Genomic DNA, 12,829 nt, shown 5'->3' on the forward strand with positions numbered 1-12,829 from the left:
GACAAGAGGAGATCCACCATGTGCGGCATCGTGGCCTACATCGGTCCCAAGGACGCCACCGCGTTCCTGCTCGAAGGGCTCCAGCGGCTGGAGTACCGGGGCTACGACTCGGCCGGGGTGGCCGTGGTCGGCAAGGCCGGCAGCCTGAAGGTCTGCAAGACCAAGGGCCGGGTGGCCGACCTGGCCGCCGCCGTCCCCGCGCGGTTCAAGGGCACCACCGGCATCGGCCACACCCGCTGGGCCACCCACGGCGTGCCCAGCGACGCCAACGCGCACCCGCACCTGGACAACGCCGAGCGCATCGCGGTCGTGCACAACGGCATCATCGAGAACGCCGACGAGCTGCGCGCCAAGCTCACCGCCGACGGCGCGGTGTTCCGCTCCGAGACCGACACCGAGGTGCTGGCCCACCTGGTCGCCGCGCACGTCGGCGAAGGCGTCGAGCTGGAGGACGCGGTGCGCGCCGCGCTCGGCCACGTGGTCGGCACCTACGGCATCGCGGTGGTCGACGCCGAGCAGCCGGACCGGATCGTGGTGGCCCGCAACGGCAGCCCGATCGTGCTCGGCCTGGGCGAGAAGGAGATGTTCGTCGCCTCGGACGTCGCCGCCCTGGTCCGCTACACCCGCCAGGTGGTGCACCTGGAGGACGGCGAGCTCTGCACCGTCCGCGCCGACGGCTTCCGCACCTTCACCGAGGACGCCCGTACGGTGACCCGCCAGCCCTCCACGGTGGACTGGGAGATCGACTCCTACGACACCGCCGGGTACGAGCACTTCCTGCTCAAGGAGATCCACGAGCAGCCCGCCTCGGTCGAGCGCACCCTGAGCGGCCGCCTGGACGAGCGCTTCGCCACCGCCCACCTCGGCGGCCTCAACCTGGACGCCCGCGAGCTGCGCGAGATCCGCCGGGTGAAGATCCTCGGCTGCGGCTCCGCCTACTACGCCGGTGAGATGGGCGCCCAGCTGATCGAGGAGCTGGCCCGGATCCCCGCGCACAGCGAGCCCGCCTCCGAGTTCCGCTACCGCAACCCGGTGATCGAGGCCGACACCCTCTACGTGGCGGTCAGCCAGTCCGGCGAGACCTACGACACGCTGGCCGCGGTCCAGGAGATCAAGCGCAAGGGCGGCCGGGTGCTCGGTGTGGTCAACACCGTCGGCAGTGCGATCGCCCGCGAGTGCGACGGCGGCATCTACCTGCACGCCGGCCCGGAGATCTCGGTCGCCTCGACCAAGGCCTTCACCTCCACCGTGATCGCCTTCGCGCTGCTGGCCCTGCACTTCGGCCGGATCCACGACCTCTCCCCGGCCGACGGCCGCCGGATCGTCGCGGGCCTGAAGGCGCTGCCGGACCAGATCCGGGAGATCCTGGCCGGCGAGGAGAAGATCGCCGAGCTGGCCGGGGAGTACGCCAAGCACGACGGCATGATGTTCATCGGCCGGGTGCGCGGCTACCCCGTCGCCCGCGAGGGTGCGCAGAAGCTGAAGGAGATCAGCTACGTGCACGCCGAGGCGTACCCCGCCAGCGAGCTCAAGCACGGCCCGCTCGCGCTGATCAACCCCGAGCTGCCGACCGTCGCCCTGGTGCCGGACGACGAGCTGCTGGACAAGAACCTCACCACCCTCGGCGAGATCAAGGCCCGCTCCGGCCGGGTGCTGGCGATCGCCCACCGCACCCCCGACGCCAAGCTGGCCGACCACACCATCCTGGTGCCGCGCAGCGAGCCCGAGCTGGACCCGCTGCTGCTCAACATCCCGCTCCAACTGCTCGCCTACTACGCGGCGGTGGCCCTGGAGCGGGACGTGGACAAGCCGCGCAACCTGGCCAAGAGCGTCACCGTGGAGTAATCCGCACCGGGTCGGTAGGGTCCGAACCATGGATCTCGCATGGGAGCAGGTAGTGGTGGACTGTGCCGACCCGGTGGCGCTCGGCCGCTGGTGGGCCGAGGCGCTGGGCTGGACGGTGCTGGACGACGACCCGGAGGAGTTCGAGATCCGTCCGGCGGACGGCCGGATGCCGGGCATCCTGTTCGCCCGGGTGCCGGAGCCGAAGACGCTGAAGAACCGGCTGCACCTGGACTTCCGCCCGGCCGACCAGGCCGCCGAGGTGGCCCGGCTGCTCGCGCTCGGCGCCCGCCCGGCCGATGTCGGCCAGGGCGAGCAGACCTGGCGGGTGCTCAGCGACCCGGAGGGCAACGAGTTCTGCGTGCTCTCCTCCCGGCGCCCGGCCTGACCCGACGGTGCCCGGCCCGACCCGGCCCCGGGTCAGGCCGGCACCGGGATCAGGCGGCTGGTGAAGTGCCCGATCCTGGGCCCGTCGGCCCTGGGCCGGCCGGTCGCCACGCTCGCCGGTCCCTCGTACGGACGTTCCGGCCGGGGTGACGCCGGGTCAGCTAGGGTGACCGCAAAATCGGTCGAGGACGGGGAGCGCAGGCATGCGGGTCGGGATCATCGGTACGGGCACGGTCGGGCGCACGCTGGCCGCGAAGCTGGTGTCGCTCGGGCACGAGGTCACGCTCGGCTCACGCACCAAGGAGAACGCGGCCGCGCTGGCCTGGGCCGAGCAGGCCGGGCCGTACGGGCACAGCGGGACGTTCGCCGAGGCGGCCGCCTTCGGCGAGCTGGTGATCAACGCGACCTCGGGCGTGGTGGCGGTGCAGGCGCTGCGGCTGGCCGGGGCCGAGCCGCTGGCGGGGAAGGTGCTGATCGACGTCTCCAACCCGCTGGTCTTCTCCCCGCTCGGGGAGGTCTCGCTGGAGCCGGTGAACAGTGACAGCGTCGGCGAGCAGATCCAGCGCGAGTTCCCCGCGGCCCGGGTGGTGAAGGCGCTCAACACCGTCAACTCCGAGGTGATGGTGGACCCGGGCCGGGTGCCGGGCGAGCACAACCTGTTCGTCGCGGGCAACGACCCCGAGGCCAAGGCCGAGGTGGTGGCGCTGCTGACCGAGTTCGGCTGGCCGCAGGGCTCGGTGCTGGACCTCGGCGACATCACGGCCGCCCGGGCGCTGGAGATGCTGATGCCGTTCTGGCTCAAGCTGATGGGCCACTACGGCCACGCGGACTTCAACTACTCGATCCGCCGCGCCGGCTGACCCCGGACCGGTCGCGGTACCGCCGGTGGCGCCGCCACAGGCGGTACCCGACCAGCGCGGCCAGCAGCACACCGAGCGCCACCAGCAGGAACACCTGGTAGCGCATCACCTGCGCGTACAGCGGGCCGATGTTGCCGCCGGCCAGGTACCCGGCGGTGGACCAGACCCCGACCCAGAGCACGGCGCCGAGCACGTTGGCCGGCAGGAAGCGCTGCCAGCTCATCCCGGTGGTGCCGGCCACGATGCCGTTGGTCTGCCGCAGCACGTCGACGAACCGGGCCACCGTCACCACCTTGGCCCCGTGCCGGTCGAAGAACGCCTCCCCGCGCGCCATCCGGGCCGGGGTGAGCAGCACGTACCGGCCCCAGCGCTCCACCAGCCGGTGGCCGCCGGTGCGGCCGAGCAGGTAGCCCAGGCTGTCCCCGGCCACGGCGGCCACCAGCGCGATCGCCACCACGGCGACGATGCTCAGCCGGCCGGTGCCCGCGTAGACGGCGGCCAGCACCAGCACGGTCTGGCCGGGGACCGGGACGGCGCAGTTGTCCAGGAAGACGAGAACCCCCACTGCCAGGTAGCCGTAGCCGTCCAGCAGCGGGGTGAGGTGCTCGAGCGGGCCGGGAAGTGGTGCGGGGGTGTCCACGGGGCTCCGGGGGAAGTGGGGTCAGTGGGCGGTCTGCTGACGCTCGATCACGGTGTCGGGGCCGGGGTAGACCAGCCCTTCGTGGCCGTCCTCGAAACGCACCAGGTACGGGGGCTGCCCGTCGGCGCCCCGGACCTCGATGATCTCGCCCTGCTGGTCCGCCATCCCGACCGACCTGCTGTGGGTGTGGAGGTGATCGCCTGCCGTCGCTTGCATGGTCTGCTCCTCGTCGGGTGCGGTTGCCGTCCCGATCTCCACTGTGCGGCGCGGCGCGGGCAGCCGCAACGCCCGGCTCCGGCGGCGGCCGGTCAGGCCGGGCCGGCGGGTCCGGCGGGTCCGGCGGGTCCGTCACCCGTCGGGGTCGGCCAGGTAGCGGCGGAGCAGCCGCTTGCACTCGGCGATCAGGGCCTGGTCGCCCTCCGGGTCGTCCCGGAAGGCCAGCTTGAGGACGGCGTCGGCGCTCTCCATCGCCACCCGCAGGGCGGTCGGGTAGTTCGGCCCGGTGAACAGGCTGCCGCCGAGGGTGCGCAGCCGGACCGCCACGGCGGCGTTGTTCTCCAGCTCCCGGTCCAGCAGGTGCCGGTCGTCGGCGACCCCGGCCGGGAGGACCTCGACCAGGCCGAAGTCCAGGTGGCCGAAGCCCGGCACGGTGCGCTTCATCGCGACGAACTCGTCGATCGCCAGGTCGACGAAGCAGGAGATGTCCGCCGGCTCCTCGGCGTCCAGGCGGCGGGCCAGGCGCTCCAGGTAGTGCTCCAGGTTCCGGGCGGCGAGGGCGGCCAGCAGGCCCTCCTTGCCGGAGAAGAACTGGTACAGGGTGCCGATCGGGACCTCGGCCCGGTGCGCGGCCTCCTTGGTGGTCAGCCCGCTCGCGCCGGCCTCGTCCAGCAGGCCCGCGCAGGCGTCGAGCAGCCGCTCGTACCGCTCCTGGCTGCGCTGCTGCACCGGACGGCGCCGGGCGGGGACGGCAGCACCGATGTCGGACTTCATGCGTCCACTGTGCCGCATCGGGCGGACGGGGCGCGAATCACCGGCCCCGGGTGCGGTGGGTCCCGTGTCCGGCAGGGGAGTTGGGGCCCGGAGCGGCGGCCGGGCCGGACCGGCAGTTCAGCGGCAGCTTGCGGGCTCGGCCGCCTGATCCGGCCGGATTCCACGGCATGCTTCTCCCCACGTCACCCGCTACCGGTGCCCGGGAGTCCGGGCGCCAGACAGGAGGTACCCGTGTCGTCCACCACGCTCGTCGCCGCGGCCCCGGTCGAGACCACCCTCTCGCTCTCGGCCGCGGCCGGCCTGGACCGGATGGCCGCACCGGTCAGGGCCGCGGTCAACCAGGACAACTGCCCGAGCTGCCACTCCGGCTTCGACTGGTCCTTCGGCCGGTCGGCCGAGTTCACCCTGGGCGGCTCCGGCCTGGCCGGCCTGGCCGGCTGAGGCGGCGGCCGGGCGGCGCGGGGAGGTCGGGGAGATGGCGCGGCTGGGGGTCGGGCTCACCTATGTCCGGGGCCTGGAGCGGCTGTTGGAGGAGTGCGGGGACCGGCTCGACGTGATCGAGGTCGAACCGCAGACCTTCTGGCGGTCCCGCCCGGACGGGACCGTCGCGACCGACCACGAGGCCCTGCGCCGGCTGGCCGACCTGCCGGGCGCCCGGCTGCTGCACGGGGTCGGCAATCCGGTCGGCGGCTCGGTCCTGCCGGACGCCGAACACACCGCTCTGGTAGGCGAGTTGGCCGAGCAGCTGGCGGTGCCCTGGGTGAGCGAGCACCTGGCGTTCAACCGGGTCGGCGACGCCGGCGGCGGCGGGACCGGCTTCCGGACCGGTTTCATGCTGCCGCCCCGGCAGACCCCGGCCGGGGTGCGGCGCAGCGTCCGGTCGGTCCGGGCGATGGCCGAGGCCCTGCCCGTCCCGTTGGCGGTGGAGCTCGGCACCAACTACCTCAGGCCCCGGGCCGACGAGCTGAGCGACGGCGCCTTCGCCGCCCGGGTGGCCGAAGGGGCCGACTGCGGACTGCTGCTGGACCTGCACAACGTCCTGGCCAACGAACGCAACGGCCGCGGCAGCGTCGACGCGCTGCTCGCCGAACTCCCGCTGGACCGGGTGCTGGAGGTCCACCTGGCCGGTGGCTTCGAGCACCGCGGCTACTGGCTGGACGCCCACAGCGGGCTGCCGGACGAGGACCTGATCCGGCTGGCCGGGCGGGTGCTGCCCCGGCTGCCCGCGCTCCGGGCGGTGCTGTTCGAGGTCACCGCCTCGGCGGCGCCGGGCCTGGAGGCCGGTGCGGTACGGGAGTTGACGGACCGGCTGCGGGAGCTCTGGCCGGCTGCCGCGGTCGCCGCGCCGGCCCCGCTCCGCCGGCCGGACCCGGCGGTGCCCGGAGCGGGACCGGAGGAGTGGGAGGCCGCTCTCGGCGGGCTGGCCGTGGGCCGGGAGCCCCGGACGGTGCTGGAGCGGGAGCTGGCGGCCGACCCGGCGGTCGGGCTGCTGCGCGAGCTGATCCTGGAGTTCCGTGCGGGCGCCCTGGCCGGGACGCTGGTGCACACCGTCCGGCTGCTGCTGCTGACCCTGGGCGAGGCCGGGGTGCGCGAGCTGATCGCCGAGTACGCCCGCCGGCGCACTCCCGAACTCTTCGCCACCGAGGAGGCGTTCGCCTTCGCCGAGCATCTACGGCGGTGCCGTCCGGCGGTGCCGCTGCTGCCGGACGTGCTCGAACTCGACCTCGGCCTGATGCTGGTCCGGCTGGACGGCGAGCCGCGCACGGTGACGGTCGGCACCGACCCGACCGTCCTGCTGACCGAACTCGGCGCCGGACGGCTGCCGGTGGACCCGCCGCGCGGCAGCTACCGGCTGCGGCTGGTGGACGACCGTGCGGAGGCGGGCCGTCCAGCCTTGTCATCCTCCTGACGATGCGTCAATCTCCATGAGTAGTAGGTGAGTTGACTACCCGACTTGCCACTGGGGGGATGAAGGGGGATGCCGATGACAGCGAGGCGGCAGGTGATCAGGGGGCTGGCTGCGGGGGCGCTGGCCCTGGTGCTCGGGGCGGGCGGTGCGCTGCCGGCTGCGGCGAGCGGTCCGGAGGGGGTGGTGCGGGGCGTCGGGGCGCCGGGGGCGATCGCGGGCAGCTATCTGGTGCTGCTCGCCCCTGGGGCCGGAAAGTCGGTCTCCGCGCAGGGAGCGTCGCTCGCCGCACGGTACGGCGGCAAGGTGCGGCGGAGCTTCGGTACGGCGCTGCAGGGCTTCTCCGTCGACCTCACGGAGCGTCAGGCGCGCCGGCTGGCGGCGGACCCGGCGGTCGCCGAGGTGGTGCAGAACGGCAGGGTCTCGCTCGACGGGAGCCAGACCGGGCCGCCCTCCTGGGGGCTGGACCGGATCGACCAGAAGCGCCCGCCGATGACCGACCGCTTCGACTACCCGGCCGGGGCCGGGCAGGGCGTCACGGTGTACGTCGTCGACAGCGGGGTGCGGATCAGCCACGAGGACTTCGGCGGCCGGGCCTCGTACGGGTTCGACGTCATCGACGGGGACACCGAGGCCGACGACGGCCACGGTCACGGCACCCATGTCGCGGCCACCGCAGTCGGTGCGACCTACGGGGTGGCCAAGCAGGCGAAGGTGGTGGCGGTGCGGGTGCTCGACAACGGGGGCAGCGGCACCGTCGACGGGGTGGTGGCCGGGATCGACTGGGTGGTCGCCCACGCCGTCAAGCCCGCCGTGGTCAACCTGAGCCTGGGTGGCGATCCCAACGACGTGCTGGACACGGCCGTGCGCAACGCGGTCGCCTCGGGCCTGACCTTCACGGTCGCGGCGGGCAACGGGAGCATCGACGCTTCGGAGCACTCCCCGGCCAGGGTGCCGACGGCCATCACGGTGGGGTCGACCGACAGCGACGACAGCGTCTCCTGGTTCTCCAACTACGGACCGCTGGTGGACATCCACGCCCCTGGCGCCGACATCACCTCGGCCGGGATTGCGTACGACGAGGACTCCACCACCATGTCGGGCACCTCGATGGCCTCCCCGCACGTGGCAGGCGCGGCGGCGCTCTACCTGGCCGACCACCGCACGGCCACGCCCGCCCAGGTGTCCGCCGCGCTGACCGCCAAAGCCACCGCCGGGTCGCTCTGGGGGCTGCAGGACGACACGGCCGACCGGCTGCTGTACACCGGGAGCCTCCCGAACCGGCCGCCGGGCCTCCGGTTCACCAACGACGACGACGTCGTGATCCCCGAGACCGTGATCGAGTCGTCCCTGACCGTCAGCGGCGTGGCGGGGCACGGCCCGGCCGACCTCGATGTGGTGGTCGACATCGAGCACCAGTGGCCGGACGACCTGGAGATCGACCTGATCGCACCCGACGGCACCACGTACCGGCTCAAGGATGCGGTCTGGCTGGGCTCGTTCGACGCCGGGGTCCACACGATCTACGGTGTGGACGCCTCCGCCCGGACGGCCAACGGGGTCTGGCGGCTGCGGGTGGCGGGCGGCTCGGAGTACTTCGAGGGCTTCCTCGACCGCTGGGCGCTGCAGTTCTGACGCACCGTCGCCCTTCCTGACCACCCGGGCGGTCAGGGAGTGGCGGCCCCGGCCCTGCGCCGGGCGCGGTGGTCCAGCAGGTGCTGGACCACCCGGACGATCACGAACGCGTAGACCCAGCCGATCAGGATGTCGATGACGAAGTGCTCCGCGCCGTACACCAGGGTGAAGGCCATCGCGATCGGGTACGCGGCCAGCAGCACCCGGAGCCGGCGGCCGGCCATCGGCCAGAAGAACAGCGCGATCAGCATCGGGTACGCGGCGTGCAGCGAGGGCATCGCGGCGACGTCGTTGGCGAACCGGCTGCCGTCCTCGAACACGGAGGCGGCCCGGGGCAGCTCCGCCTGGGCCAGCACGTCGCCGACGATCCGCGTCACCGGCGCGATGGCGCCCCGCTCCGCCGCCATCCACGGCGGCACCGCCGGATAGAGGACGTAGGTGAGGAACCCGGCGTAGGTGACGGCGAGGTAGCAGGCGAGCAGCCGCCGGAATCCGGTCCGGTGGCGCCGCCAGAGCACCGCGAGCAGCACGAACATCACGAAGAAGTGCGACATGTAGACCGTGACGGCGGCGTAGTCGTACCAGTGCGCCGTACCGGGGGTGTAGAGCGCGTCCTGCAGCCGCACCGTCCAGGTCCGGCCGAACCCGAGCGCGGTGTCGACCGCCAGCTGCGGCCGCAGGTGCGGTGCCCAGGGGGTGTGGGCGCCGTAGCCGCGCAGCAGCCCGTACGTCCAGACCACCGCCATCACCGGCAGCCAGTCCCGCAGCACCAGCAGCGTGCGGCGCCAGCCCTCACCGCCGTGGACGGCGGCCGCCAGCAGGGCGCCGATCAGCCAGAGGAACACCAGGTCCTCGGTGTAGGGCAGGCCGTTGCGGTCCGTCCAGCGGGCGAGCAGGAAGAAGTAGAGCGGCCAGGCCGCCCAGCGGACGTACCGCCACCGCCCGGCGGAGGCCGGGGACGCGGTGGCGACGGCTGATGACAGGGGCGCGTGCAGGTCGGTCACAGCAGACTCTCCGTGTACTGCGCACGAGCGGGGGGCTCGCACGTGCCCAGGCAGCCTGCCATGCACGGATGAGCCCTACCTGGGAGTTTGCTGGTGCTCCCGTAAGAGGGTGTACGTCCGGTCCGCCCGCCCGCCGGGCCGGGAAGCCGCCGGCGGGCGGGCGGGCATGTCGCAGATGCCTCCCCGCGTTTCTGGTCTCCTGTCGCCGTGCGGCCGGTGGCCGCCGGGCGGGGCGGACGTCGGTCAGGGCCGGCCGGGCAGGATTTCTCAACGCGGTGATTCGTGCACGCGGGGGCGGCCGCTGGAGCAGGCGTCGGGCCGGGCGGAACGGCCCCGGAGGGTTGACGGAGCGTCAGCGGGCCGGTGCGCCGATTGACTCCGCTGCCAGGGGATTCATAGACTCGAACTCAGGTGGACTCCGTCAGGTAGTGGTCTGTGGTCGCAGCAGCGACCGCAGCCGGGCCGGGAGGGCCGCCGGAGCAGGTGTCCCGGGTGTTCCCGGTGACACGGCGTCACACCCCACGCCCAGGGCGTGGTGGACCGGGGGGACGGAAGCGGGATGGCAGCGGAGCAGGTGATGGCCGGCCGGGGTGCCGCGCGCCTGCGTCTGGTGGCCAGGCTCGACGTCGACCTCCACCGCCGCGCCAGCTCGCTCTGTCGCTGAGGGCGGTCGGTTCGGCGCAGCGGCAGACGCGCGCAGCGGACCGACGGACAACGATGTCCCCCCGCTTTTCCTGAATCCCGCGCGCGCGGAGGGCACTCCGCCTGCCCGCCCCGGCACGCCGCCTGCTCCAGGAGTACCCGATGGCCACGTACCTCTCCCTGCCGTCTGCCCCGATCGATCCCCCCAGAGCCCGGCCGACCGGGCGCGAGACCGAGTTCGGCCGCCTGGTCGAGGGCCTGGAGCGCTGCACGGCCGGGGTCGGCGGGGTGACCGCGCTGCACGGATCGGTCGGCAGCGGCCGCACCGAGCTGCTCTACAACTTCACCGACCTGGCGGCCCGCCAGGGCGTCCAGGTGCTGCTGGGCACCGGCTCGCCGCTGGAGCGGGAGTTCCCGCTCGGCCTGGCCCGGCAACTGTTCCAGAGCGCCGACCTGGACCAGAGCGAGGCCGAGAGCGCCGAACGGCTGCTCGCCCAGGGCGTGGCGGAGGGCTCCGGTCCGGCCGCGGCCGACGGCGGGCCCGGCCAGCTCACCCAGCGCACCCTGGAGGGGCTGTTCGGCCTGGTCCGGCGGCTGGCCGGCCGTGGTCCGGTGCTGGTCGCCGTGGACGACCGGCAGGACGCGGACCCGCAGTCGCTGGAGTTCCTGCTCTACCTGGTGCGCCGGACCAGGAACGCGCCGGTGCTCACCGTGCTCGGCTCGCGCGAGACCATGACGCCGCCCAACCCCTTCTTCGAGGTGGAGCTGGCCCGCCAGCCGCACCACCGGCAGGTCCGGCTGGAGCTGCTGCCCGTCGCGGTGGTGGCGGAGCTGTTCCGCGAGCGGCTGGGCAACGGCGCCGCCGACCGGCTGGCGGCCGAGGCGCACGCCCTGACCGGCGGGAACCCGCTGCTGGTGCACGCCCTGATGGACGATCAGGAGCGGGCCGGCGGCACGGCCGGCGGGCTGGTGGTGGGCGAGGGGTACCGGCGCGGGCTGATGCACTGCCTGCACCGGATCGACCCGCTGGCGCTGCGCTGCGCGCGCGGCGTCGCCGTCCTCGGCCCCGGGGCCGGGCCCGAGCTGCTGGCCGAACTGCTGCTGCTGGTACCGGACTCCGTCACCCGCGCGCTCTACCTGCTGAACGCGGCCGGCCTGTTCCGGGGCGACGGCTTCCGCCACCCGACGGCCGGGGGCGACCTGCTGGCCGCCGTCCGGCCGAGCGAACTGGCCGCACTGCACCGGCGGGCGGGCGAACTGCTGCGGCGGCGCGGGGCGGCGGAGCAGGCGGTGGCCGAACAGTTCCGCGCCGCCGAGGGGCACCTGCGCAGTCCCTGGGCGGTGCCCGTGGCGGTGCCGGCCGAACCTGCGGACGAGGCCGTGCCGGACCCGGTACCGGACCCGATCGATGCAGCGCCCGCGTCCCCGTTCCCGTCGGACCAGGAGGAGCAGCAGGCACAGGAGATCCCGCCGCTCCCGGCCGGGGCGGACCGGATCGAGTGCGTGCCGTCCCTGCCCGGAACGGTCACCGACCGGGCCTCCACCGTCCGGCACGAGCTGCGCTCGATCCGCTACCTGTACTGGCACGGCCGGGTGACGGAGGGTCAGGACGCGCTGGCCCGGTTCGAGCAGGCCGGGGCCGACCAGGACGGTGCGGCGCGGCTGCGCTCCTGGCTGGCGTACTGGTACCCGGGCCTGCGGGACGGCGGCAGCGCGGGCCCGGACCGGACCGCCTACCGGGCGGACGGTCTGCGGCTGCTGGAGGCGCTGCTCGCCGGTACGGTCGAGCCCGCCGAGGCGGTGCTCCGGGCCGAGGCGGTGCTCCGGGCCGGCGGTCTTGGCGGCGTACCGACCGACTCGCTGACGGCCGCGCTGACGGTGCTGCTCTACACCGACCGGGCGGACCGCGCGGCCCGCTGGTGCGACCAGGTCGCCGAGCGCTCCGGGGCGCGGGGGAACCCGACCCTGCAGGCGATGTTCTCCGCGCTGCGGGCCGAGACCGCGCTGCGGCTGGGCGACCTGCGCACGGCCGACGAGCAGGCCAGGGCCGCCTTCGCCCAGGTCCGGCCGGAATCCTGGGGCGTGGCGGTCGGCCTGCCGCTCTCCACCCTGGCCACCGCCCGCACCGCCCGGGGCCGGCACCAGGACGCGGTGCACTACCTGGAGCTGGCCGCGCCGGAGGGGATGGAGCTGACCCCGGCCGGGCTGCACCACCGCTACGCCCGGGCCGGCCACCTGCTGGCGACCGGCCGGGCGGAGGAGGCGCTGGCGGACTACCGGGGCTGCGGCGAGCTGATGGCCCGGTGGGGGGTGGACCACCTGCCGGCCCTGGCCCCCTGGCGGATCGGTGCGGCCCGGGCGCAGCTCGCGCTCGGCCGGCCGCACGCCGCCGCCCACCTGGCGGACCAGCAGCTGGCCCGGCTCGGCCCGGCCGGGCACGCCCGGATCCGCGGCCTGGCGCTGCGTACCCGGGCCGCCGCCGGGGAGCGGGCCGAGCGCACCCCGCTGCTGGAGCGGGCGGTCGGCCTGCTGGAGGAGGCCGGGGCCGAGCACGAACTCGCGCAGGCCCTGGCCGAGTTGAGCGAGGCCCACGGCACCGACGGCGACCCGGGCCGGGCCCGGGAGACCGACCGCCGGCTGCGGGGCACCCCGGCGCTGTCGGTGGTGCCGGACACCGAGGCGACGTCGGCCCTGGAGGGCCTGTCGGAGGCCGAGCGCCGGGTGGCCGAGCTGGCCGCCCGCGGGCTGTCGAACCGTGAGGTGGCGCGCAAGCTCTACGTCACCGTGAGCACGGTGGAGCAGCACCTGACCCGGGTCTACCGGAAGCTCGGCGTCCGCCGCCGGGCGGACCTGGCCCAGGTGGTCCCGGCGGCCGGAGCTGGGGAGTTGACGGGCGCTAGGGGTACAACAGGGGTTGCGTAGG

11 protein-coding genes are annotated in these 12,829 nt (G+C 74.3%); 7 read left to right on the top strand and 4 right to left on the bottom strand.

The annotated features are described in order from the left end of the window. The first annotated feature begins 18 nt into the window (after window positions 1–18). The 3 genes from glmS to ABT118_RS28980 all read left to right on the top strand — a co-directional run bounded on the left by glmS (window position 19) and on the right by ABT118_RS28980 (window position 3,089). A complete protein-coding gene (gene glmS, locus ABT118_RS28970) occupies window positions 19–1,845 on the top strand; it encodes a glutamine--fructose-6-phosphate transaminase (isomerizing) (RefSeq protein ID WP_350675221.1) in 1,827 nt (608 codons plus the stop codon). A gap of 28 nt (window positions 1,846–1,873) precedes the next feature. Beyond that, window positions 1,874–2,230, top strand: a complete 357-nt coding sequence (locus ABT118_RS28975; RefSeq protein WP_350675223.1) for a VOC family protein — start codon at window positions 1,874–1,876, stop codon at window positions 2,228–2,230. A 202-nt stretch (window positions 2,231–2,432) separates the two neighbouring features. After that, window positions 2,433–3,089: an NADPH-dependent F420 reductase gene (locus tag ABT118_RS28980; protein WP_350675225.1), complete on the top strand. Its 657-nt coding sequence runs from the start codon at window positions 2,433–2,435 to the stop codon at window positions 3,087–3,089. Here ABT118_RS28980 and ABT118_RS28985 read toward each other — a convergent pair. The 3 genes from ABT118_RS28985 to ABT118_RS28995 form a co-directional block, all read right to left on the bottom strand. Then, on the bottom strand, window positions 3,061–3,729 hold the full coding sequence (locus ABT118_RS28985) for a DedA family protein (protein ID WP_350675227.1): 669 nt from the start codon (window positions 3,727–3,729) through the stop codon (window positions 3,061–3,063). The genes ABT118_RS28980 and ABT118_RS28985 overlap by 29 nt on opposite strands. 21 nt (window positions 3,730–3,750) lie before the next feature. Next, window positions 3,751–3,945 carry a DUF1918 domain-containing protein gene (locus ABT118_RS28990; RefSeq protein ID WP_350675229.1) on the bottom strand — a complete coding sequence of 65 codons (195 nt, stop codon included), beginning with the start codon at window positions 3,943–3,945 and terminating at the stop codon, window positions 3,751–3,753. 132 nt (window positions 3,946–4,077) lie between these two features. Further along, a complete protein-coding gene (locus ABT118_RS28995; protein ID WP_350675231.1) occupies window positions 4,078–4,719 on the bottom strand; it encodes a TetR/AcrR family transcriptional regulator in 642 nt (213 codons plus the stop codon). A gap of 231 nt (window positions 4,720–4,950) precedes the next feature. Here ABT118_RS28995 and ABT118_RS29000 point away from each other — a divergent pair, with 231 nt between their 5' ends. The 3 genes from ABT118_RS29000 to ABT118_RS29010 all read left to right on the top strand — a co-directional run bounded on the left by ABT118_RS29000 (window position 4,951) and on the right by ABT118_RS29010 (window position 8,260). Then, window positions 4,951–5,160, top strand: a complete 210-nt coding sequence (locus ABT118_RS29000) for a hypothetical protein (RefSeq protein ID WP_350675233.1) — start codon at window positions 4,951–4,953, stop codon at window positions 5,158–5,160. A 34-nt stretch (window positions 5,161–5,194) separates the two neighbouring features. Beyond that, window positions 5,195–6,628 (top strand): multinuclear nonheme iron-dependent oxidase, encoded by a 1,434-nt coding sequence (locus ABT118_RS29005; RefSeq protein ID WP_350675236.1) that lies wholly within the window; start codon window positions 5,195–5,197, stop codon window positions 6,626–6,628. Between the two features lie 75 nt (window positions 6,629–6,703). Beyond that, window positions 6,704–8,260: a S8 family peptidase gene (locus tag ABT118_RS29010; RefSeq protein ID WP_350675239.1), complete on the top strand. Its 1,557-nt coding sequence runs from the start codon at window positions 6,704–6,706 to the stop codon at window positions 8,258–8,260. A 32-nt stretch (window positions 8,261–8,292) separates the two neighbouring features. Here the strand turns inward: ABT118_RS29010 and ABT118_RS29015 are convergent, their stop codons facing one another. Continuing rightward, window positions 8,293–9,264: a phosphatase PAP2 family protein gene (locus tag ABT118_RS29015; RefSeq protein ID WP_350675241.1), complete on the bottom strand. Its 972-nt coding sequence runs from the start codon at window positions 9,262–9,264 to the stop codon at window positions 8,293–8,295. Window positions 9,265–10,068: 804 nt separating this feature from the next. On the opposite strand from ABT118_RS29015, the gene ABT118_RS29020 reads away from it, so the two are divergent. Then, the gene (locus tag ABT118_RS29020; protein WP_350675243.1) at window positions 10,069–12,828 is read left to right on the top strand and encodes an AAA family ATPase; all 2,760 of its coding nucleotides are present in this window, start codon (window positions 10,069–10,071) and stop codon (window positions 12,826–12,828) included. Window position 12,829 lies beyond the last annotated feature (1 nt).

The sequence above is a fragment of the Kitasatospora sp. NPDC002040 genome, assembly GCF_040296785.1.
Classification (GTDB): domain Bacteria; phylum Actinomycetota; class Actinomycetes; order Streptomycetales; family Streptomycetaceae; genus Kitasatospora.